Below are 22,505 nucleotides of genomic sequence, written 5' to 3'. Positions count from 1 at the left end.
ATCAGTACCCCGTATAATGTAAGGTTTTAACAGGGAGAGGTTCGCGTGCATTCGATTTCCATCGCGCTGGAACGCCTGCGCACTCAGCTTGCGCAAGCGTTACCCGCTACACCCGGTTTTCGCCATTTCGATGTCTCTTTCCCGTTAAACGACGCCTTCGATCCGCTGGCCTGGCTGGGTGTGCAGCGATGCTATCCCCAGTTTTACTGGCAACAGCGGAGCGGTGATGAAGAACTTGCCGCGCTCGGAAGCCTCGCCCATTTTGACTCTCTGGCCTCGGCCTCCCGGTTTTTGCACACCCATGACGTAGCCAATGATACCCGTATCTGCGGCCTGAACGCCTTCAACCCGGCACAGGGAAAGCTGTTTTTACCGCGCCTTCTCTGGCGACGGTCTGGCGGGGTCGCCACGCTGCGCCTGCAACTGTGGAGCGAAACGTCGCTGTGTGACGATGCCGGTGACGCACTGAAGTTTATTGATAACCTGCGCGACGCCGCGCCGATCCGCCCGTTGTCCGTGCAGATTGTGCAGGAAACCCATCATCCGGAAAAACCGGAATGGCTGGCGTTGATTCGTCAGGCGACGGATACCCTTGCTCGCGGCGATTTTGAGAAAGTGGTGCTCGCACGTGCTACAGACGTGTTGTGCCAGCAGCCCGTGAACGCCATCGCGCTAATGGCCGCCAGCCGCGCGCTAAACCTCAACTGCTATCATTTTTGTATGGTCTTTGACGCCAGCAACGCGTTCCTCGGCTCGACGCCCGAGCGACTGTGGCGGCGACGCGGCATGCTGCTGCGCACTGAAGCGCTGGCAGGCACCGTCGCCAGCCATTCTGACGATAAGCAGGCCCAGCGTCTGGGCGACTGGCTGATGAACGACGACAAAAATCAGCGGGAAAATATGCTGGTGGTGGAAGATATCTGCCAGCGTCTTCAGCACCATACCCGGACGCTGGAGATCCTCCCAGCGCAGGTGCTGCGTCTGCGCAAGGTGCAGCATTTACGCCGCTGTATCTGGACCGAACTCAAACAGTCTGATGACGAGCAGTGTCTGCATATTCTGCAACCGACGGCGGCGGTGGCCGGGCTGCCGCGTCAGGCAGCGCGAGAATTTATTGCGAAAGTGGAGCCGTTTGACCGGGAGTGGTACGCCGGAACGGCGGGCTATTTATCGCGCGATCAAAGCGAGTTCTGCGTGGCATTACGCTCCGCCCGCGTTCATGACGCCGCGCTGCGTCTTTATGCGGGGGCGGGCATCGTCAGCGGCTCCGATCCAGAGCAGGAGTGGCAGGAGATCGAAAATAAGGCCGCCGGGCTGCGTTCCCTCCTCCTGAGGGATTAATACTGATTCGTGCAATCCCGATTCATATCAAAATTCTGACTTTTTCTATTATTTATACTGTGTCGCATTCTTGATACTGGACAATCTCATGTCAGTAAGTTCTTTTAACCGACGCTGGGCGACGGTGATCCTTGAAGCCCTGACCCGCCATGGTGTCAGGCATGTGTGTATTGCTCCGGGCTCTCGCTCCACGCCGCTCACCCTTGCTGCGGCGGAAAACAGGGCTTTTATTCATCACACCCATTTTGACGAGCGTGGTCTCGGCCACCTGGCGCTCGGGCTGGCGAAAGTCAGCAAAGCGCCCGTGGCGGTGATAGTGACTTCCGGCACGGCGGTGGCAAACCTCTATCCGGCGCTGATTGAAGCGGGGTTAACCGGCGAAAAGCTGATTTTACTCACCGCCGATCGTCCTCCGGAACTTATTGACTGCGGCGCGAACCAGGCGATTCGTCAGCCTGGCATTTTTGCCTCGCATCCTTCACAGACGGTCTCGTTGCCGCGCCCCACCCAGGATATTCCCGCCAGCTGGCTGGTCTCAACTCTCGACCACGCCATGAACGCACTGCGCAGCGGCGGGCTGCACATTAACTGCCCGTTTGCCGAACCGCTGTACGGCGAAATGAACGAGACCGGCCTAGCCTGGCAACAGCAGCTGGGAGAATGGTGGGAGAGCGAAAAGCCCTGGCTGCGTGAGCAGACGCATCTGGAAAGCGCTAAGCAGCGCGACTGGTTCTTCTGGCGTCAGAAGCGCGGCGTGGTGCTTGCCGGGCGGATGAGCGCGGCGGAAGGCAGGCTGGCGGCGGAGTGGGCACAAACGCTTGGCTGGCCGCTGATTGGTGATGTGCTTTCCCAGACGGGCCAGCCGCTGCCCTGCGCTGACCTCTGGCTGGGGAACGCGAAAGCGGTCACCGAGCTGGCGCAGGCGCAAATTGTCGTCCAGCTGGGATCGAGTCTGACGGGCAAGCGACTGCTCCAGTGGCAGGCCACCTGTACCCCAGAAGAGTACTGGCTGGTGGATCCGCTCGAAGGACGCCTTGACCCGGCGCACCATCGCGGTCGCCGCCTGGTGAGCGATATTGACAGCTGGCTGGAATTGCATCCGGCGGAAAAACGCAAACCCTGGGCGGTGGAGATCCCGGCGCTGTCGCGTCAGGCGTGGGAACTCACCAAAGCGCAGTGCGAGGAGTTCAGTGAAGCCGGGCTGGCGCACCGTATCCGCAAATATCTTCCCGAGCAGGGGCAACTTTTTGTCGGTAACAGCCTGGTGGTGCGCCTGATTGACGCCTTTTCGCAGCTGCCCGCGGGTTATCCGGTATACAGCAACCGGGGCGCGAGCGGCATTGACGGGCTGATCTCCACCGCCGCTGGCGTACAGCGGGCCAGCGCAAAATCCACGCTGGCGATTGTGGGGGATCTCTCAGCCCTCTACGATCTCAACGCGCTGGCGCTCCTGCGTCAGGCGTCGGCTCCGTTCGTGCTGATTGTTGTTAACAATAACGGCGGACAGATTTTCTCCCTGCTGCCGACGCCGCAAAGCGAACGTGAGCGCTTCTATCTGATGCCGCAAAACGTGCAGTTCGAACACGCCGCCGCCATGTTCAGCCTGAAGTACCATCGCCCGGAAAACTGGGACGCGCTGGAGACGGCGCTGAACACCGCCTGGCGGCAGCCTGGCGCGACGCTGATTGAGCTGGTGGTAAACGATTCTGACGGCGCGCAGAAGCTGCAACATCTGCTGGCGCAGGTGAGTCACCTGTGATCCTCGCTGGCGTCACTCAGCCCGGAAAACCAGGCTACCCCTGGCTGGTTTTCCTGCACGGTTTTTCCGGCGACTGTCGTGAGTGGCAGACCGTTGGGGCGCCGCTGCATGACTACCCCAGACTCTACCTTGACCTGCCCGGGCACGGTGGTTCAGCGGATACGGGCGTGACGGGGTTTGCAGAGGTAAGTGAATTGCTCACGTATACCTTAATTAGTTACAACATACTAAATTACTGGCTGGTAGGGTACTCTCTCGGTGGCCGCATTGCGATGTTCCATGCCTGCCAGCATCCTGCGGGGTTAGACGGGGTGATTGTGGAAGGTGGACACCCTGGGCTGCAAGACGTCGAGGCGCGCCAGGCGCGGCTGACCTCGGACCGCCGCTGGGCGTCACGTTTTCGCAGTGAGCCGCTTGAAGCCGTCTTTGCCGACTGGTATCAACAGCCGGTCTTTACCTCCCTTACGAATGAACAGCGCAACGCGCTGATCGCGCTGCGTAGCCGGAACAACGGCCCGAGGCTGGCTGAGATGCTGGAAGCCACCTCGCTTGCCGTTCAGCCTGATTTACGTCCCGCGCTCACCGCGCGTGATTTTTCTTTCGACTATCTCTATGGCGAACGTGACGGGAAGTTTGCAGCCATCGCTGCTGAACTTAACGCCATGCGTCATGCTATCCCTCATGCCGGACACAACGCCCACCGGGACAACCCGGAAGCGGTTGCCGCGAGTCTGGCTCAGATACTGCGTTATCGAACAAAGGACACGCTATGATCTATCCTGATGAAAACATGCTTTACGCGCCGGTTGAATGGCAGGACTGCTCCGAAGGCTACACCGACATTCGCTACCACAAATCCACCGATGGTATCGCCAAAATCACCATCAATCGTCCACAGGTACGCAACGCGTTTCGTCCGCTGACCGTAAAAGAGATGATCCAGGCGCTGGCGGATGCCCGCTACGACGACAACATCGGCGTCATCGTCCTCACCGGGGAAGGGGAGAAAGCCTTTTGCTCGGGCGGCGATCAGAAAGTCCGCGGCGACTACGGCGGATACCAGGATGATGCCGGCACGCACCACCTGAACGTGCTGGATTTCCAGCGCCAGATCCGCACCTGTCCAAAACCGGTGGTTGCGATGGTGGCAGGTTATTCCATCGGCGGCGGTCACGTGCTGCACATGATGTGTGACCTGACTATCGCGGCGGAAAATGCCATTTTCGGTCAGACTGGCCCGAAAGTTGGCTCCTTCGACGGCGGCTGGGGGGCATCCTACATGGCGCGCATCGTCGGCCAGAAAAAAGCCCGCGAAATCTGGTTCCTGTGCCGTCAGTACAACGCCCAGGAAGCGCTGGACATGGGGTTGGTTAACACCGTGGTGCCGATCGCCGATCTGGAAAAAGAGACCGTGCGCTGGTGTCGCGAAATGCTGCAAAACAGCCCAATGGCGCTGCGCTGCCTGAAAGCGGCCCTCAACGCCGACTGTGACGGTCAGGCGGGACTTCAGGAGCTGGCGGGTAACGCCACCATGCTGTTCTATATGACCGAAGAGGGTCAGGAAGGGCGCAACGCGTTCAACGAAAAACGCCAGCCAGACTTCAGCAAATACAAACGGAACCCGTAATGCGTCGCGCGCAGGTTTACCGCTGGCAGATACCGATGGACGCGGGCGTGGTACTGCGTGAAAGGCGGTTAAAAACCCGTGATGGCTTTTTCGTGCATCTCCGGCAGGGCGAGCGGGAAGGGTGGGGCGAAATCGCCCCGCTTCCGGGCTTTAGCCTGGAAACGCTGGATGAGGCGCAGGCGGCGCTGATGGCCTGGACGCACGAATGGCGTGAGGGGGCAGATCCGTCGCTGCCGGGCGTTCCTTCTGTCGCGTTCGGCATCAGCTGCGCGCTGGCAGAGCTGGACGGCCGTTTGGCGGATGCGGCGAATTATCGCACCGCGCCGCTCTGTTCCGGCGATCCGGATGAACTTTTCGCGCTGCTCTCCGGGATGCCTGGCGAGAAGGTGGCGAAAATTAAGGTCGGCCTGTACGAAGCGGTGCGCGACGGAATGGTGGTTAACCTGTTACTGGAAGCCATTCCCGATCTGCACCTGCGCCTGGACGCCAACCGCGCCTGGACGCCGCTCAGGGCGCAGCAGTTTGCGAAGTACGTCAACCCGGCGTACCGCAACCGCATCGCGTTTCTCGAAGAGCCGTGCAAAACGCGCGACGACTCTCGCGCCTTCGCCCGGGAAACCGGCATTGCCATTGCCTGGGATGAGAGCCTGCGCGAAGTCGGTTTTACGTTTGTCGCCGAGCCGGGCGTCGGGGCCGTGGTCATTAAGCCAACGCTGACCGGCAGCCTCGACAAGGTGCGCGAGCAGGTTGCGGCGGCCCATGCCGCAGGGCTGACGGCGGTGATCAGTTCATCCATCGAATCCAGCCTCGGGCTGACGCAACTGGCGCGCATCGCTGCATGGTTAACGCCGGACACCGTTCCCGGTCTTGATACGCTAAACCTGATGCAGGCCCAGCTGATTCGCCAGTGGCCGGACAGCACCTTGCCGTGCCTCGATGTCGGGACGCTGGAGCCGCTGCAATGACTTTTACCGACTGGCCGTGGCGGCACTGGCGCTCCAGGAGTGCCGATACACCCGCGCTGCGTTTAGACGATATAACGCTCAACTGGTCACAGTTGGGCGAGCGTATCGATCGTCTGGCAGCCGGTTTTCAGTCTCAGGGTGTCAGGGACGGGGACGGCGTCATGCTGCTCGCCCACAACCATCCGCAGACCCTGCTGGCCTGGCTGGCGCTGCTTCAGTGCGGCGCCCGCATTTTGCCGGTGAACCCTCAGCTTCCCCGACCGCTGCTGGACGTCCTCCTGCCGCAGATGACCCTGCGCTTTGCGCTGGTGCTTAACGGTGAGTATGACGGTCTGCCTGGGCTGGTATTAAGAGAGGGCGAGGAGCAGGGCGGCGTGACGTGGCGGGCAGAACGGCTGGCCTCGATGACGCTCACCTCCGGCTCCACCGGCTTGCCAAAAGCGGCGGTGCACACCTGTGCCGCCCACCTTGCCAGCGCAAAAGGCGTGTTGTCGCTGATGCCTTATGGCGGTGATGACGACTGGCTGCTGTCCTTGCCGCTGTTTCACGTCTCCGGTCAGGGGATTTTGTGGCGCTGGTTGCAGGGCGGAGGCCGTCTCACCGTGCGTGAAAAACAGCCGCTGGAGCAGGCCCTGCAGGGCTGTACCCACGCCTCGCTGGTGCCGACGCAGCTGTGGCGGCTGCTCAATTCACACCATCCCGTTGCGCTGAAAGCCGTGCTGCTCGGCGGGGCGGAAATCCCCGTTGAGCTGACCGAACAGGCGCGCAAGCAGGGGATCCGCACGTTCTGCGGCTACGGTCTGACCGAGTTCGCCTCCACCGTCTGCGCCAAAGAGGCCGACGGCGCGCCGGACGTGGGCAGCGCGCTGCCGGGCAGAGACCTTCAGGTGGTGAACGGTGAAGTCTGGATCCGGGCGGAAAGCATGGCGGCGGGCTACTGGCGAGACGGCGCCTTACTGCCGCTTGTCAACGAGCAGGGCTGGTTCGCCACCCGCGATCGCGGAGAGTGGCATGACGGACGCCTGACCATTCTGGGCCGAATGGACAATCTCTTTTTCAGCGGCGGAGAAGGGATCCAGCCGGAAGCGCTGGAGCGCGTTATCGTCACACATCCGCAGGTAAGCCAGGTGTTTATCGTCCCGCTGGATGACGCCGAATACGGGCAACGCCCGGTGGCGGTAGTGGAATGTGAGCCGGGCACGGATATCACGCTGTTGCCGGAGTGGGTTCAGGGCAGGCTGGCGCGCTTTGAGCAGCCGGTACACTGGCTGGCGCTGCCGTCAGAACTGAAAAATGGCGGGATAAAGATCTCCCGCCAGGCGTTAAGGCAGTGGGTCAATGCCCTGTTGAGGGGCTAATCAGCCGATATCCGGCTGCGGTTTCTGCTGGCGTCGACGCATCCAGCGCAGCACCGGCGGCACGACAATCACCATGATCGCCATCGCCAGCAGGATCTTCGTCACGCTGCTCTCCCACAGGATCGCCATGTTGCCATTGCTGATGGAGAGGGCGCGGCGCAGGTTCTGCTCCAGCATTTCCCCCAATACAAACCCTAAAATCAGCGGCGACATCGGGAAGTGCATCTTGCGCAGAATGTAGCCCAGCACGCCGAGCAGCACCATTAACACCAGGTCGAAGGTGGTGCTGTGCACTGCGTACACCCCAACCGCAGAGACGGCGGCGATGGCCGGGACCAGGAACCACAGGGGAATGGTCAGCATGCGGGTGAACAGCCCGATCAGCGGGATGTTCATCACCAGCAGCATCACGTTGGCGATCAGCAGGGCGGCAATCAAACCCCAGACGATATCGGGCTGCTCGGTAAACATCGCCGGACCGGGAGTGATGTTATAGAGCGTCAGCGCGCCCATCATCACCGCGGTGGTGCCGGAGCCTGGCACGCCGAGGGTCAGCATCGGGATAAACGAGCCGCAGGCCGAGGCGTTATTCGCCGCCTCCGGCGCCGCCACGCCGCGGATATCGCCTTTACCGAAGCTGTCGCTGTTACCGCTCAGCTTTTTCTCGGTCATGTAGGTAATGGCGCTGGCGATAGTCGCCCCCGCGCCTGGCAGAATGCCGACGAAGAAACCGATCACCGCTGAACGCAGGGTGGCACCCACACACTGCGCACCCTCTTTGGCATTAAAGAGCATACGTCCGGTTTTACGCACCAGCGTCTGCCCGCTGCTGGTATGTTCCAGCATCAGTAAGATTTCTGAGACAGAGAACAGACCAATCACCACGACGATAAACTGCACGCCGTCGGAGAGATGAACGCTGTCGAAGGTAAAGCGATAAACCCCGGTGTTGGCATCCACGCCGACGGTGGCCAGACTGAGGCCAATCAACGCAGACAAAAACGACTTCAGCGGATTCTGCGCCATCATGCTGCCGAGACAGGCGATGGCGAATACCATCAGGGCAAAATACTCGGCCGGACCAAATGCCAGCGACCACTGGGCCAGCGCCGGGGCGAAGAGGATGATGCCGCCAATGGCGATCAGGGAGCCAAAGAACGAGCTGACGGCGGAAATAGAGAGCGCCACGCCGCCGCGTCCCTGCTGTGCCATCGGATAGCCATCCAGCGCGGTCATAATGGCGGCGGCATCGCCGGGAACGTTAAGCAGTATCGAGGAAATACGCCCCCCGTATTCGCAGCCGATATAAACCGTCGCCAGCAGGATCAACGCCGATTCCGCAGGCAGGTGCAGCGCAAAGGCCAGCGGCAGTAAAATCGCCACGCCGTTGATAGGCCCAAGGCCCGGCAGCAGGCCAACGATCGTCCCGACTAAACAGCCGATCAGGGCGATCACCAGGTTTTCCGGGGTCATCGCTACCGCGAACCCCTGAGAGAGATAGATCCAGGTATCCATAGCGTGCTCCGTTAGTTAAACCATGCGCCGAGCGGCAGGGTCACGTCCAGCAGGCGGTCGAAGGCGTACCAGAGTAAAATGCCCAGTACGACCCCGGAGATCCCCGCCGCAGGCAGCGAGGCGTTAAACAGTATGCCAATCACCATCGTCAGCAGGGCGGTGGCGATCGGGAAGCCGAGCCACTCAAAGCCCCACGCGTACATCAGCAGAACAATCACCATTACCAGCAGACGTTGCAGCGTGCGGCGTGGCGGCCACTCCACGGTGTCCGGATGGCGCAGCAGCAGGGCCACCGAACAGAGCAGCATCAGGCCGACAATGCCGACGGGAAAGGGGCGTGGCCCCACGGGTTCATAGCTGTATTCGCTGTGGATCTGCCAGGCGACGAACAGGCCGCCAATGCAGAGCAGCAGCCATATCCCTGCAAAAATGCGATCGCTCATAGCGCCTCCGGTTATTTCGCAAGACCAAAGGCTTTCGCCTGTTCGCGGTAGTCATTCACCTGTTTTTTCACATACTCGTCCAGCTGCTTGCCGTTCAGGTTGAACTCAAACAGCCCGCGCAGATCGCGCTGTTTTTTGAACTCCTCGGTTTGCTGAAGTTTTGCGAAGGTATCCACCCACCACTGGTACTCGGCGTCGGTCACTTTTGGCCCGACGAAGAAGCCACGGATGATCGGCCAGACCAGGTTATAACCCTGCTCTTTGGCGGTTGGGACGTCTGCCAGCTGGCCCGGCAGACGGTTTTCCGAGAAGACCGCCAGCACGCGGATCTTATCCCCGCTCAGGTAGGGCACCATTTCGCTGAGGTCGCCCGATACTGCCTGCACGTGATTGCCCATCAGCGCCGTCACCGGCTCACCGCCGCCTTCAAAGGCCACGTAACGCATTTTGTGCGGATCCACTTTGGCCTGCTGCGCCAGCAGCGCGGCTTTCATCCAGTCCTGGCTGCCGATAGAGGCGCCTGCGCCAATCACCACGCTGTTTGGATCTTTTTCCATGGCGGTCAGCAGATCTTTCAGGGATTTCCACGGGGAGTCGGCGCGAACGGCGATCATGCCGTAATCGGTGCCCACGGTGGCGAGCCAGCGCACGTCATTTACGTCATAACGACCAAATTTCCCCTGCGACAGGTTCAGTAGCGAGCCGCCGGAGAAGGCCACCACGGTGCCGGGTTCAGCAGGGCGCTGGGCGACGATGGCGTTATAGGCTACCGCGCCCACGCCGCCGGGCATGTAGGTGACGCGCATCGGTTTCTCAATGGCCTTCGTCTCCAGCAGGCTGACCTGAATCAGCTTACAGGTCAGGTCGAAGCCGCCGCCGGGTTTGGCCGGTGCGATACACTCGGTGCGGGACGGGGTGTCCTGCGCCTGGACGACAGAGGCACTCAACAGCAATGCGCTTGCAGCAAGGGTAGAAAGTAATTGTTTTTTCATCGTTTATCCTCACGCCGGAGAACCGGGAGTACGGGTACGGGTGTCTTTTTTCTGATTATGTGAACCACCTTGTAGCGGTTCCGTTGCGTGATTGTTAAAACATTAACCTTTCATTTCCCTTTCACTGCGACACCAACTTTACAGGATGTGATATGCGTCTCTTACTGGCGGAAGATAATCGTGAGCTGGCTCACTGGCTGGAGAAAGCGCTGGTACAAAACGGATTTGCCGTGGATTGCGTCAACGATGGACGGGCGGCCGATCACCTTTTACAGGGGGAAAACTATGCCGTCGCGATCCTTGATATCGGCATGCCCGGCTTCGACGGGCTGGAAGTGGTGCATCGTCTGAGAAAGCGCGGGCAGACGCTGCCGGTGCTGTTTCTCACCGCCCGCAGCAACGTGGCAGACAGGGTGAAAGGGCTGAATGCCGGGGCGGATGACTATCTGCCGAAGCCGTTCGAGCTGGAGGAGCTTGATGCCCGCCTGCGTGCGCTGCTGCGCCGCAGTGAAGGACGAACCCAGGAGCGCCAGCGGCTGGGAGAGCTGGAGTACGATGATGAAGGTTTTTTTCTGCTGCGCGATGAACCCCTTTCCCTCACGCCACGCGAACTCTCTTTGCTGAAGGTGCTGATGCACCGCCGGACCCGTCCCGTCTCCCGGCAACAGCTCTTCGACCAGGTGTTCAGCCTGAACGACGACGTCAGCCCCGAGAGTATCGATCTCTATATTCACCGCCTGCGTAAGAAGCTGACCGGCAGCGGCGTGCGGATCACCACCCTCCGGGGACTGGGCTACGTGCTGGAGTGCGGCGATGAAGTGGGTTAAGCCGCAGTCGCTTTACCTGCAACTTTTGCTTTTTCTGGGTTTGCCGCTGCTGCTGTTATGGGGGCTGTCAGCCTTTAACAGCTACGTTAGCGCGCTACAGGCGGCGACGCAGGCCTATGACCGTACGCTGTTATCCTCGGCGCGCACCGTGTCTGAGCGGCTGGTGGTGCACAAGGGCAAGCTGCTGGTGAACGTGCCCTGGGTCGTGCTCGACAGCTTTGAGCTGAACATGAACGATCGCCTCTACTACAAGGTGGTTGACCCTGACGGGCGGACGATCTCCGGCTATGACGATCTGCCAAATATGCCTCCCTCCACGTCGCGCACCACTCACTATCCGGCGCTGGCGTGGTTTTATCATACCGAGTATCGCGGGCAGGCGATCCGCGTGGCGAAGCTGCTCCAGCCGGTTAACGAAGATAACGTGTTCGGGATGGCGGAAATTTACGTCGCAGAAACGTTGCAGTCGCGGCGCTATCTGGCCACACAGCTGCTGTTTTCCTCACTCGTGTCGCAGGGGCTGCTGGTGCTGCTGACGCTGGTCCTGACCGCCTGGCTGCTGCGCCGCGTGCTGCGCCCAATGCGGCAACTCTCTTCGCTGATGGTGCGCCGTGAGCCCGGACTGCTGGCCCCGCTGCCGGAGCTGCTGCCCTGGTCGGAAACGCGGCTGCTGATTGTGGCGTTTAACCGTTACATCGACCGGTTGCGCGGCGTACTTTCGCGGCAGGAGCGCTTCAATGCCGATGCCTCACACCAGCTCAAAACGCCGCTGGCGGTGCTAAAAACGCAGGTATCCGTTGCTCTGACGCGTAACGATCCGGCGCTGTGGCAGGAGAGCTTACGGGCAATGAACGTTACGCTGGATAACACCATCGTGCTGACGGAAAGGCTGTTACAGCTTTCGGCGGTGAAGCGGAAAGAGCAGGGGGAGCGACAGTTTGCCCCTGTCGATCTGGTGCAGGTGGTGCAAAACTGCTGCTTTTCGCGGCTGGCACAGGCGCGCAGCAAGGGTATCGATCTCGGTTATGACGGCGTACAGCAGCCGGTAATGATTGAGGGGGATGACGTTTTGCTGGGCGAACTCTGCGCTAACCTGCTGGAGAATGCGATCAAATACACGCCGGAGCAGGGCATCGTGACGGTATACCTGCGCATGGATAACGATGCCGTTGAGCTGAGCGTGGAGGACAGCGGACCGGGTATTGCCGAAGACCAGATCTCCCAGGCCATGCTGCCGTTTCATCGGCTGGATAACGTGGGCGATGCCGCCGGGTCCGGCATTGGCCTGGCGCTGGCCAACGATATTGCCCGCCTGCACCGCAGCCATCTTCAGCTGATGCCCAGTGAAAATCTGGGCGGCCTGTGCGTAAAAATGCGTTTTTTATTGATGATATAAATACCGATATTATCAAATCGTTACAAACTAATTGCCCGATGTCCACTGAGCGCATTGATCCCACAGACAGTCAGGTTAAAATCTCGCGGTTTTTGGACATCTCTGAATATATTGTGCGGGATCACGACAATGAAAAAAGTGGCATTAATGGGCTTAGGCCTGATGTTTGTATCGGCAGCAGCCAACGCTATTTCCTTCAACGGCTCGGCGGGCGAAGATTATACCCACCTGGGCTTTGGTCTTGGCACGGATAGCGCAGGCCTGGCGATGACCGGCGGCTGGACGCATAACGACGACGATGGGGATGCGGCAAGCCTGGGGCTGGGCTTCAACGTACCTTTGGGTCCTTTCCTGGCGACCGTCGGCGGTAAAGGGATTTACACCAACCCGAACGACGGCGACGAAGGTTACGCGGCGGCAGTGGGCGGCGGTTTGCAGTGGAAAATCGGCGACAGCTTTGGCCTGTTCGGTGAGTACTACTACTCTCCGGATTCCCTCTCCAGCGGTATCGATAGCTATGAGGAAGCCAACGTGGGTGGACGCTGGACCATCATCCGTCCTGTCACCATCGAAGCGGGTTATCGTTATCTGAACCTGGCGGGTAAAGACGGCCACCGCGACAACGCGCTGGCAGATGGTCCCTACATCGGTGTGAGCGCAGGTTTCTAATCCTTTCGGCGCGGCGTTCAGTCGCGCCAGTTTCTCTCTTCCCCCGGTCTTCGATTGCGCTATAGTGTTTTGACCATTGAAATGGGAGAACATAATGATAAACGTGGAAATGTTATCCACTGGCGACGAAGTGCTGCATGGGCAAATCATTGATACCAATGCCGCCTGGCTCGCCGATCTCTTCTTTGAGCAAGGATTACCGTTAACGCGCCGCAACACCGTGGGTGATAATCTTGAGTCTCTGGTCAACGTTCTGCGCGAGCGCAGCGAACGCTGCGACGTGCTGATTGTGAACGGCGGGCTTGGGCCCACCAGCGATGATCTCAGCGCGCTGGCCGCCGCCACGGCCAGAGGTGAAGGCCTGGTCCTGCACGAGGCGTGGCTGGCACAGATGGAGCGATTTTTCTCCGAGCGTGGCCGCGTGATGGCCCCCAGCAACCGCAAGCAGGCTGAAATTCCCGCCAGCGCGGAACTGATTGATAACCCGGTCGGCACCGCCTGCGGATTTGCCGTTCAGCTGAACCGCTGCCTGATGTTCTTCACCCCGGGCGTGCCGTCGGAATTTAAAGTGATGGTCGAGCAGCAGATCCTGCCGCGCCTGCGCGCGCGCTTCACGCTGCCTGAACCGCCGCTGTGCCTGCGTCTGACCACCTTTGGCCGCTCGGAAAGCGACCTGGCCCAGAGCCTCGATCACCTGCAACTGCCTCCCGGCGTGTCGATGGGCTATCGCTCCTCCATGCCGATTATTGAACTGAAGCTGACCGGACCGGCGTCAGAGAAAGCCGCTATGCTGGCACTGTGGCCGGAAGTGCAGCGCGTCGCCGGGGAAAGCCTGATTTTCGAAGGAACGGAAGGGCTGCCGGCGCAGATCGCAGCGCATTTGCAGTCCCGCCAGCTGAGCGTGACGCTAAGCGAGCAGTTTACCGGTGGGCTTCTGGCGCTTCAGCTTACCCGGGCGGGTGCGCCGCTGCTGGCCAGTGAAGTGGTGCCGTTCCAGCAGGAGACGCTGGCGCAGACGGCGCGCTGGGCATCCGAGCGCAGAGTGAAGCATTTCGCCGGACTGGCGCTGTTTGTGGGCGGGCTGGATGAAGAGCATCTCAACTTCGCCCTGGCAACACCGGAAGGGACCCACGCCCTGCGGGTGAAGATGAGTATTACCCGCCACAGCCTGGCCGTGCGTCAGGAGGTGTGTGCGATGATGGCGCTGAACATGCTGCGCCGCTGGCTGAACGGGAAAGAGGTCGCCAGCGAGCACGGCTGGATCAACGTCGTGGAATCGCTGTTCGTAGAGTGAGGATGTGCCGGGGCAGTGTCCCCGGCAACGGTTACGCCAGTGCGTTTGCCAGCAAGGTAATGGGATGTTCACAGCGTTTGCTGGTGGACATCTCGATCTGCCACTTGCAGGTTTCACAGTCCGTCACCACGATATCTGCGCCGCTCTCTTCAATCTGCCGGAACAGCGGCGCGCCAATGGCCTGTGACGTTGGGTAGTTTTCACGCTTGAATCCGTAGGTGCCAGCGATGCCGCAGCAGCGTGAGTCCAGCACCGTCAGCTCCAGCCCCGGGATCAGCCGCAGCAGCTCCAGCGTATAGATCGACCAGCCCATCTTCTCCATATGACATGGCGTGTGATACACCACCTTCAACGGCAATTTGCCCAGCGGTAACGTCTGCCCGCTGTCCAGCTTGCGCCAGAGAAAACGGGTCGCCAGCTCAATGTGCTCGCGCAGGCCGGTGTTATCCACATCCAGCAGATGCGGATATTCATCGCGCAGCGTGAAGGTACAGGTTGACGACGTCGCCAGTACCGGTATCCCTTTGTCGACGATCGCCTCACGTAAAGAGGTGACGTTGCTTTTTGCCTGCCTGCGCGCTTTGTCGGTAAAACCGTTTGCAATCAGCGGAACGCCGCAGCACTTCTCTTTGCTCAGCAGCTGAACGCCCGTCCCCATGGCGTTCAGCACTTTCAGCAGGTCTTTTCCCAGCTGCGGATGGTTGTAGTTCACGTAGCAGCCGTGGAAGAAGGCAACCTGCTCAGCGAACTGCGCCTGTTCTGCCGCCACGGATTTATACCAGCGGCGGAAGGTGCCGTGAGAATATTTCGGCAGACTGCGGTGATGGTCGATTTTGAGCGTCGCATCCAGCAGCCTGTGCACCGGCTTCAGGGCGGTGGCGGCATTGACGACCGGCGCGAAAGGCGTCGAGAGGCTGCCCATCAGATCGGTGTGGCTTAGTATCGCGTCGCGCAGCGTCGGTTTTTGCGTACTGTAGCGGGCGCGGGCGCGCTGGATGATATCGCCTATTTTCACGTCCGACGGGCAGGCAACTTCGCAGCGTTTACAGTTGATACAGTATTTCAGCGCCTCGTCGTAGAGCGCGCCGTCCTTCAGGCGCAGACGCTCCCCGTCGGGGCCGGCCTGTTTCGGGCCGGGATAGCGCGGATCGACGCCGCTGACCGGGCAAACCGTGGTGCAGACCGTGCATTTGATACAGCTTTCAAATCGGGTGTCGTTCATTGTGCTCCCTCCCTGCGCTGGATAATCTGCTCCGCGACATGCAGCGCGGTGACGGCGCAGACGCCGCCACCGCAGCCCTGTGCCACGGGATCGTACCCGCCCAGAACCGAGCCGATGGCGTAAAGATTTTCAACCGGTTCCCCGCCCAGCTGCGGGCGCAGCTGGGTATCGACGATCACGCCGAACTGCTGCCAGGGCTGCGGGGTGAAGAAATCGCTTTGATACCAGTCCGCGCGGGAAGCGCTTTGCCGGACATCCAGCCCGAGAATTGCCTCACGCACGCCATCCCGGCTGCTCAGCAGACCGTTACTGAAGAAGCTGCCGCTTGCCAGCACCGTATAGCGTGCACGAAGCGGGATGTCGCCGTGGTTGCGGGTCCAGATTTCGCTTACCGCGCCCTCTGCCAGGGTGATTTTTTTCACCTCGTCGCCTGCCATCCAGACGCCACCCTGGGCGACAAACTGACGCTGAAGCTGGGTATGCAGACGAATGCCGGGTACGGAAGGGGGGAGCGTCGGCAGTAAACCGAGCGTACAGGGCAGGCGCGCCGAGAGCCAGCGCCAGAGCCGGTTGTCCGTTAAGCCAAAACAGGCGGGCATAAACAGGGCGTCGCAGGTCTCGCCGAGCGATTGAAGCGCCGCGTACAGCTGCGGCCAGTAGCGTTCATTATCCAGCAGGCGGGCAATGTTCATCGCACGAAACTCGCTGGGGTTTTCGCGCAGCACGTCGAGCTCGGGGAGATCAATCTCCGCCGTATCCACCTGAATGCCTTGCTGTCTGAGAGACGCGGCGGCAAGATGCGGCTGGAAATCGAGGAAACCGCTGATCCCTACCACGCGCACGCGCCCGGCAGCGATGGGGGCGACAGGCACCTCTTCCGGGCTAAGCCAGGCGGCGCGCAGAGTGCCGAGCGGCGTGACGCGCTGATGATTTTGCTCGGCGTCACCCTGCATGCGTGCGCCGCAGGCGGTCAGCAGGTGTTCGGTTTCGCAGGCAAAGCGGGCCATATTCTCTGCCCCCGTCAGGCGGTAGGGATGTTCAGGCGGCAGATCGGCGAACGATAGCGCGCCCAGTAAATCCAGCGAGCCGGAGGAGAAGTGCAGGGCACTTTGACCGCGAGTGACAATGGCGCAGCGCAGACCCCGCTGCGTCAGTTTGAGACCGCACAGCAGGCCCGCCAGCCCTCCACCCACAATCACGGTATCAAATTTCATGGTTGTGCTCCTTCTCCAGACCGCAAAGTCCCTGATAGACCCAGCGGGTAAACTCACTTTCGCGCAGGGCATCGCCCCAGGCGACGGGCTGAATGCCTTTCCAGCGCTCATTTAAAAAATCGCTGAGCTGGGCGAGCGACTGGGTTGAGGAGGTGGCATGAAAACGTTGCAGCAGCCCGGCGGCACGGCAGGCGCACAGCTCCCCCTGACAGGTGCCCATCCCGACTCGCGTGCGGCGGCGTAAATCAAGCAGGTTGTTCACCGTCAGGTTTTCCACGGCATATTGCACCTCGCCTGCGGTCACGGCTTCGCATTCGCACACCAGGCTGCGGCTGAGTCGCCCTTCACCAAGCCAGGTCGGGGTGCGGTCGCCGTGGCGGTAAATCGCCGAACCGCGAAGCGGGGCAGGAAGTGAAATGATTTTGTGCAGCGTTTTTTCTGTCGATTGCTGCGAGCCGGGCAGGGCCCGCTCCGCCGTCACGCACGGCGCGGTGTTACCGAGCTTACGGCAGACGGCATCGGTGGCCCACTCCGCCATCAGCCGGTAGGTCATCAGCTTGCCGCCGGTAATGGTGATAAACCCGTCCATGCCGTCGCGTTCGGCGTGATCGAGCAGCACGATGCCGCGGCTGACGTTACGCCCGCTCGGATCGTTGTCGCTGGCGACGAGGGGACGCACGCCCGCGTAGGCACGCAGAATACGCGTCTGCGCCATCACCGGGGCCAGCTTTTCCCCTTCGCGCAGCAGAATATCCACCTCTTCGGCGGTAACGCGGTTGTAATCAATTTCGCTGTAGTCCACATGCATTGAGGTCGTGCCGATCAACGAAATGGTGTCCCCCGGCACGAGGATGTCGGCGTCAGACGGTTTACGGCAGCGGTTGATGACATGGTTATTGATGCGATGGTCGAGGATCAGCAGCGAGCCTTTGGCCGGGAACATGCGGACGGATAAATCGGCGTATTCCGCGATGCGCTGGCCCCAGATCCCCGCCGCGTTGACCACGACGGTGGCATACAGCTCGCGGTGTTCATTGTACTGCGTATCACACACGCGCACCCCGCGTACGGTATTACCTTCACGAATAAGCCCGGTGACGTGATGCCCGGTCAGGATCTGTGCACCGTGTTCCCGCGCGTCGAGCATATTGGCGGCGGTCAGGCGGAAAGGATCAATGGTTCCGTCAGGCACTTTTACCGCGCCCAGTAACGCCGGGTTCACCGAGGGTTCCAGACGGCGCGCCTGCGCAGGATCGAGCGCCTCGGCCTGAATGCCTGCCGCCGTGCAGGCGGTAATAAAGGTTTGCTGAAAGCCGAGGTCATCCTCGGGAAGGGTGATAAAAAGGCCGTTGGTCGGTTCAACGCAGTGGCGGGCGATGCGCCTGAGGATCTGGTTTTCAGCAATACACTCGCGCGCGGACTCAGCGTCAGTGACCGCATAGCGGGCGCCGCTGTGCAACAGACCGTGGTTACGCCCTGTCGCGCCGGTGGCGATGTCGTGGCGCTCCAGAAGCGTGACGCTCAATCCCCGCAGGGCGCAGTCGCGTGCGATGCCGGCACCCGTCGCGCCACCGCCAATGATAATCACATCGCTGAAGCGTGGATCGTGAATAGTCATTGCCTTTCCTCTATGTTCGTTTTTTAGCATTTAGCCACATTGATCGTGTGGTTTGTTTGATTTCGAACATAAACGCGCGAAATTCGAAAGTGAAACGTGATTTCATGCGCTTTTTTGCGCATTCTGTCATATTTCTGTAACAATCTGTGCGTTGATTCACAGTAACATTCACCGTGATTTCTTAACATCGCCGCCTCTGTAGCCGGGCGCGAGATGCCCGGTCATTTTTTGAAAGGCCACGGAGGCTGTTATGCTCAGTATCTTTAAACCTGCGCCACACCGGGCGCGACTGCCAGAGGCAGAGATTGATCCTCTCTACCGCCGTCTGCGTTGGCAAATCTTCCTCGGGATCTTCTTCGGGTATGCGGCGTACTATCTGGTACGTAAAAACTTTGCGCTCGCCATGCCATACCTGGTGGAACAAGGCTTCTCCCGCGGCGATCTGGGCTTTGCGCTGTCGGGGATCTCCATCGCGTACGGTTTTTCGAAATTCATTATGGGGTCGGTGTCGGATCGCTCGAATCCGCGCGTGTTCCTGCCCGCCGGTCTGATCCTCGCGGCAGCGGTGATGCTGTTCATGGGCTTTGTGCCATGGGCGACCTCCAGCATTGCCGTCATGTTCGTACTGCTGTTCCTCTGCGGCTGGTTCCAGGGGATGGGGTGGCCGCCATGCGGACGTACCATGGTGCACTGGTGGTCACAGAAAGAGCGCGGTGGGATTGTATCGGTCTGGAACTGCGCGCATAACGTCGGGGGCGGGCTTCCGCCGCTGCTGTTCCTGCTGGGGATGGCCTGGTTCAACGACTGGCACGCGGCGCTCTATATGCCTGCCTTTGGCGCCATTCTGGTGGCGATTATCGCCTTCGCCCTGATGCGCGACACGCCGCAGTCCTGCGGCCTGCCGCCGATTGAAGAGTACAAAAACGACTACCCGGATGATTACAGCGAGAAGCACGAAGAAGAGCTGACCGCGAAACAGATCTTCATGAAGTATGTGCTGCCAAACAAGCTGCTGTGGTACATCGCGGTGGCGAACGTGTTTGTCTACCTGCTGCGCTACGGCATCCTCGACTGGTCCCCGACTTACCTGAAAGAGGTGAAGCACTTCGCGCTGGATAAATCCTCCTGGGCCTATTTCCTGTACGAATACGCCGGGATCCCGGGCACGCTGATCTGCGGCTGGATGTCGGACAAAGTGTTTAAGGGCAACCGTGGGGCGACGGGCGTGTTCTTTATGACGCTGGTGACCATCGCGACGGTCGTTTACTGGCTTAACCCGCCGGGTAATCCGGGTGTGGATATGGCCTGTATGATCGTAATCGGCTTCCTGATTTATGGTCCGGTTATGCTGATCGGCCTGCACGCGCTGGAGCTGGCGCCGAAGAAAGCGGCAGGCACGGCGGCAGGCTTTACCGGTCTGTTTGGCTACCTCGGCGGTTCAGTGGCGGCAAGTGCCATCGTCGGTTACACCGTCGATTTCTTCGGCTGGGACGGTGGCTTTATGGTGATGATTGGCGGCAGCGTGCTGGCGGTTCTGCTGTTGATCGTCGTGATGATTGGTGAAAAACGTCACCATGCCGAGGTGCTGGCGCGTCGTCAGTAAGGAGCATTGCGATGAAATTAACTCAGTTAGCGACAGGCCTGCTGCTGGCGGGCCTGATGACAGGCTCCGCGCTGGCGGCGGATAAAATCGTGATCGCCCACCGTGGCGCCAGCGGTTATCTGCCGGAGCATACGCTGCCGGCAAAAGCGATGGCCTATGCCCAGGGCGCGGATTATCTGGAGCAGGATCTGGTGATGACGAAGGACGACCAGCTGGTCGTTCTGCATGACCACTATCTTGACCGCGTGTCGGACGTGGCGGAGCGTTTCCCGGATCGTGCCCGTAAAGATGGCCGCTACTACGCCATCGACTTCACGCTGGCGGAGATCCGCTCGCTGAAGTTTACCGAGGGCTTCGAGATTGAAAACGGCAAGAAGGTGCAGGTCTATCCGGGGCGTTTCCCGATGGGCAAGTCTGACTTCCGTATTCACACCTTCGAAGAGGAGATCGAGTTTGTTCAGGGGCTGAACCACTCGACGGGCAAAAATATCGGTATCTACCCGGAAATCAAAGCGCCGTGGTTCCACCATCAGGAAGGAAAAGACATTGCCGCGAAGACTCTGGAGGTACTGAAAAAGTACGGCTACACCAGCAAGCAGGATAAGGTTTTCCTGCAATGTTTCGATGCCGCGGAACTGAAGCGCATCAAAACTGAGCTGGAGCCGAAGATGGGAATGGATCTCAATCTGGTGCAGCTGATTGCCTATACCGACTGGAATGAAACTCAGGAAAAACAGCCGGACGGGAAGTGGGTGAACTACAGCTACGACTGGATGTTTAAGCCGGGCGCGATGAAGCAGATTGCGCAGTACGCCGACGGCATCGGGCCGGATTACCACATGCTGGTGGCGGAAGGCTCAACGCCGGGCCACGTGAAGCTGACGGCGATGGTGAAAGAGGCGCATGCGAGCAAGATGCAGGTGCATCCGTATACCGTGCGTGCAGACCAGCTGCCGGAGTATGCGACGGACGTGGATCAGCTTTACGACGTGCTGTATAACCAGGCGGATGTGGACGGATTGTTTACGGATTTCCCGGATAAAGCGGTCGAATTCATTCACCGGAAGTAGGTTTTGTAGGTCGGGTAAGGCGAAGCCGCCACCCGACAATCAGGCTCTGCGGCCTGATGCCCTCACCCTAACCCTCTCCCCGGAGGGGCGAGGGGATTGCTCAGTGCTCGCATTAATTTGTGGGGAACCCTCAGCCCACCGGGAGAGGGGATAAGGACAACATCACATCTCGATCTCTATATCGCCTTTTGCCCGGCAGCAGCAGGGCAAAATTTCCCCTTCACTGATAAAGGCCAGCGGTTCGGTCAGCCAGTCTACCTGGCCTGCGACCAGACGGCAGCGGCAGGAGCCGCAGTAGCCTTCACGACACTGGTACTCGACTTCTACCTGATGTGCTTCAAGCGCCACCAGCAGAGAAGGGTGCTCTTCCTGGCACAACACCTCTGTACCCGAAAGGCTCAGCGTTACGCGGCTCATCAGAGCTGGAAATCGCTCAGGTCGTCGGTGTTGACTTCAGAATCAATCTGACCGACCAGGTAAGAACTCACTTCCACTTCCTGTGGCGCGACCTGCACGTTATCGGACACCAACCAGGTGTTGATCCACGGGATTGGGTTAGAGCGCGTCTGGAACGGCAGGTCGAGACCGACGGCCTGCATGCGGATATTGGTGATGTACTCAACGTACTGGCACAGAATGTCTTTGTTCAGGCCAATCATGGAGCCGTCGCGGAACAGGTAGTCTGCCCACTCTTTCTCCTGCTGGGCCGCCAGCACGAACAGGTCGTAGCATTCCTGTTTGCACTCTTCCGCAATTTCCGCCATCTCCGGATCGTCTGCACCGCTGCGCAGCAGGTTCAGCATATGCTGAGTCCCGGTCAGGTGCAGGGCTTCGTCACGGGCAATCAGACGGATAATTTTGGCGTTGCCTTCCATCAGTTTGCGCTCGGCAAACGCGAAGGAGCAGGCGAAGCTCACGTAGAAGCGGATCGCTTCCAGGGCGTTGACGCTCATCAGGCACAGATAGAGCTGCTTTTTCAGGGTCCGCAGGTTTACGGTGACGGTTTTACCGTTCACGTTGTGCGTACCATCGCCCAGCAGATGCCAGTAGCTGGTCATCTCGATCAGTTCGTCATAGTAGTGCGCAATGCCTTCGGCGCGCTTCTGGATCTGTTCGTTGGTGACGATATCATCAAACACCACCGCCGGATCGTTAACGATGTTGCGGATGATGTGGGTGTAAGAGCGGGAGTGGATCGTCTCGGAGAACGCCCAGGTCTCTACCCAGGTTTCCAGCTCAGGAATCGAGATCAGCGGCAGCAGCGCCACGTTCGGACTACGACCCTGAATGGAGTCCAGCAGCGTCTGGTATTTCAGGTTGCTGAGGAAGATGTGCTTTTCGTGTTCCGGCAGCGCCTGGAAATCGATACGGTCGCGGGAAACGTCAACTTCTTCCGGACGCCAGAAGAAGGAGAGTTGCTTTTCAATCAGCTTTTCGAAGATGTCATATTTTTGCTGATCGTAGCGTGCCACGTTGACCGGCTGGCCGAAGAACATCGGCTCTTTGAGCTGGTCGTTTTTCGTCTGTGAAAAGGTGGTATATGCCATTGCGGTGAGTCCTGTGGTGTTATTTCCCCTCACCCCGGCCCTCTC

20 protein-coding genes are annotated in these 22,505 nt (G+C 59.9%); 12 read left to right on the top strand and 8 right to left on the bottom strand.

Features of this window, described 5'->3' with window-relative positions:
• The first annotated feature begins 45 nt into the window (after positions 1 to 45).
• The 6 genes from menF to menE all read left to right on the top strand — a co-directional run bounded on the left by menF (position 46) and on the right by menE (position 7,050).
• Positions 46 to 1,341, top strand: a complete 1,296-nt coding sequence (menF, locus tag ACQG1K_RS15110; protein ID WP_367076149.1) for an isochorismate synthase MenF — start codon at positions 46 to 48, stop codon at positions 1,339 to 1,341.
• A gap of 88 nt (positions 1,342 to 1,429) precedes the next feature.
• On the top strand, positions 1,430 to 3,100 hold the full coding sequence (gene menD, locus ACQG1K_RS15105; protein ID WP_367076147.1) for a 2-succinyl-5-enolpyruvyl-6-hydroxy-3-cyclohexene-1-carboxylic-acid synthase: 1,671 nt from the start codon (positions 1,430 to 1,432) through the stop codon (positions 3,098 to 3,100).
• Entirely contained in the window at positions 3,097 to 3,873 is a 777-nt protein-coding gene (gene menH, locus ACQG1K_RS15100) for a 2-succinyl-6-hydroxy-2,4-cyclohexadiene-1-carboxylate synthase (RefSeq protein ID WP_367076146.1), read from the top strand. The genes menD and menH overlap by 4 nt, the downstream gene beginning before the upstream one ends.
• On the top strand, positions 3,870 to 4,727 hold the full coding sequence (gene menB / locus ACQG1K_RS15095; RefSeq protein ID WP_014832749.1) for a 1,4-dihydroxy-2-naphthoyl-CoA synthase: 858 nt from the start codon (positions 3,870 to 3,872) through the stop codon (positions 4,725 to 4,727). The genes menH and menB overlap by 4 nt, the downstream gene beginning before the upstream one ends.
• Entirely contained in the window at positions 4,727 to 5,692 is a 966-nt protein-coding gene (menC, locus tag ACQG1K_RS15090) for an o-succinylbenzoate synthase (protein ID WP_367076144.1), read from the top strand. The genes menB and menC overlap by 1 nt, the downstream gene beginning before the upstream one ends.
• Positions 5,689 to 7,050, top strand: coding sequence for an o-succinylbenzoate--CoA ligase (gene menE, locus ACQG1K_RS15085; protein ID WP_022648815.1), 1,362 nt, complete (start codon positions 5,689 to 5,691; stop codon positions 7,048 to 7,050). The genes menC and menE overlap by 4 nt, the downstream gene beginning before the upstream one ends.
• Here menE and ACQG1K_RS15080 read toward each other — a convergent pair whose 3' ends face one another.
• From ACQG1K_RS15080 to ACQG1K_RS15070, 3 genes are read right to left on the bottom strand one after another with little or no spacing between them, the layout of a single operon-like run.
• On the bottom strand, positions 7,051 to 8,565 hold the full coding sequence (locus ACQG1K_RS15080; protein WP_367076142.1) for a tripartite tricarboxylate transporter permease: 1,515 nt from the start codon (positions 8,563 to 8,565) through the stop codon (positions 7,051 to 7,053).
• 11 nt (positions 8,566 to 8,576) lie between these two features.
• Positions 8,577 to 9,008 (bottom strand): tripartite tricarboxylate transporter TctB family protein, encoded by a 432-nt coding sequence (locus tag ACQG1K_RS15075; protein WP_022648813.1) that lies wholly within the window; start codon positions 9,006 to 9,008, stop codon positions 8,577 to 8,579.
• Positions 9,009 to 9,019: 11 nt separating this feature from the next.
• Entirely contained in the window at positions 9,020 to 10,000 is a 981-nt protein-coding gene (locus ACQG1K_RS15070; RefSeq protein WP_022648812.1) for a Bug family tripartite tricarboxylate transporter substrate binding protein, read from the bottom strand.
• 152 nt (positions 10,001 to 10,152) lie between these two features.
• Here ACQG1K_RS15070 and tctD point away from each other — a divergent pair, with 152 nt between their 5' ends.
• The 4 genes from tctD (at position 10,153) to ACQG1K_RS15050 (ending at position 14,186) form a co-directional block, all read left to right on the top strand.
• Entirely contained in the window at positions 10,153 to 10,827 is a 675-nt protein-coding gene (tctD, locus tag ACQG1K_RS15065; RefSeq protein WP_017693014.1) for a transcriptional regulator TctD, read from the top strand.
• A complete protein-coding gene (locus ACQG1K_RS15060; RefSeq protein WP_023306632.1) occupies positions 10,814 to 12,223 on the top strand; it encodes a sensor histidine kinase in 1,410 nt (469 codons plus the stop codon). The genes tctD and ACQG1K_RS15060 overlap by 14 nt, the downstream gene beginning before the upstream one ends.
• Positions 12,224 to 12,352: 129 nt before the next feature.
• Positions 12,353 to 12,892 carry a YfaZ family outer membrane protein gene (locus ACQG1K_RS15055; RefSeq protein WP_022648809.1) on the top strand — a complete coding sequence of 180 codons (540 nt, stop codon included), beginning with the start codon at positions 12,353 to 12,355 and terminating at the stop codon, positions 12,890 to 12,892.
• 94 nt (positions 12,893 to 12,986) lie between these two features.
• On the top strand, positions 12,987 to 14,186 hold the full coding sequence (locus ACQG1K_RS15050; protein WP_023300615.1) for a nicotinamide mononucleotide deamidase-related protein YfaY: 1,200 nt from the start codon (positions 12,987 to 12,989) through the stop codon (positions 14,184 to 14,186).
• 31 nt (positions 14,187 to 14,217) lie between these two features.
• On the opposite strand, the gene glpC is transcribed toward ACQG1K_RS15050, so the two are convergent.
• The 3 genes from glpC to glpA are packed head-to-tail and all read right to left on the bottom strand — an operon-like array spanning position 14,218 to position 18,240.
• Positions 14,218 to 15,408 (bottom strand): anaerobic glycerol-3-phosphate dehydrogenase subunit GlpC, encoded by a 1,191-nt coding sequence (glpC, locus tag ACQG1K_RS15045; RefSeq protein WP_126291636.1) that lies wholly within the window; start codon positions 15,406 to 15,408, stop codon positions 14,218 to 14,220.
• Entirely contained in the window at positions 15,405 to 16,622 is a 1,218-nt protein-coding gene (glpB, locus tag ACQG1K_RS15040; protein WP_426720819.1) for a glycerol-3-phosphate dehydrogenase subunit GlpB, read from the bottom strand. The genes glpC and glpB overlap by 4 nt, the downstream gene beginning before the upstream one ends.
• Positions 16,612 to 18,240: an anaerobic glycerol-3-phosphate dehydrogenase subunit A gene (glpA, locus tag ACQG1K_RS15035; protein ID WP_367076136.1), complete on the bottom strand. Its 1,629-nt coding sequence runs from the start codon at positions 18,238 to 18,240 to the stop codon at positions 16,612 to 16,614. The genes glpB and glpA overlap by 11 nt, the downstream gene beginning before the upstream one ends.
• A gap of 250 nt (positions 18,241 to 18,490) precedes the next feature.
• Here glpA and glpT point away from each other — a divergent pair, with 250 nt between their 5' ends.
• Positions 18,491 to 19,843 carry a glycerol-3-phosphate transporter gene (gene glpT / locus ACQG1K_RS15030; RefSeq protein WP_022648804.1) on the top strand — a complete coding sequence of 451 codons (1,353 nt, stop codon included), beginning with the start codon at positions 18,491 to 18,493 and terminating at the stop codon, positions 19,841 to 19,843.
• A gap of 11 nt (positions 19,844 to 19,854) precedes the next feature.
• Entirely contained in the window at positions 19,855 to 20,913 is a 1,059-nt protein-coding gene (gene glpQ, locus ACQG1K_RS15025; protein ID WP_367076134.1) for a glycerophosphodiester phosphodiesterase, read from the top strand.
• A 162-nt stretch (positions 20,914 to 21,075) separates the two neighbouring features.
• On the opposite strand, the gene yfaE is transcribed toward glpQ, so the two are convergent.
• Together yfaE and nrdB are read right to left on the bottom strand one after the other, a co-directional pair.
• Positions 21,076 to 21,330: a class I ribonucleotide reductase maintenance protein YfaE gene (yfaE, locus tag ACQG1K_RS15020; RefSeq protein WP_003859419.1), complete on the bottom strand. Its 255-nt coding sequence runs from the start codon at positions 21,328 to 21,330 to the stop codon at positions 21,076 to 21,078.
• The gene (gene nrdB, locus ACQG1K_RS15015; RefSeq protein ID WP_367076132.1) at positions 21,330 to 22,460 is read right to left on the bottom strand and encodes a class Ia ribonucleoside-diphosphate reductase subunit beta; all 1,131 of its coding nucleotides are present in this window, start codon (positions 22,458 to 22,460) and stop codon (positions 21,330 to 21,332) included. The genes yfaE and nrdB overlap by 1 nt, the downstream gene beginning before the upstream one ends.
• Positions 22,461 to 22,505: the final 45 nt, after the last annotated feature.

The organism is Enterobacter cloacae complex sp. 402C9 (assembly GCF_050030745.1).
Classification (GTDB): Bacteria; Pseudomonadota; Gammaproteobacteria; order Enterobacterales; family Enterobacteriaceae; genus Enterobacter; species Enterobacter intestinihominis.
This window is presented reverse-complemented; position numbering and strand designations above follow the sequence as displayed.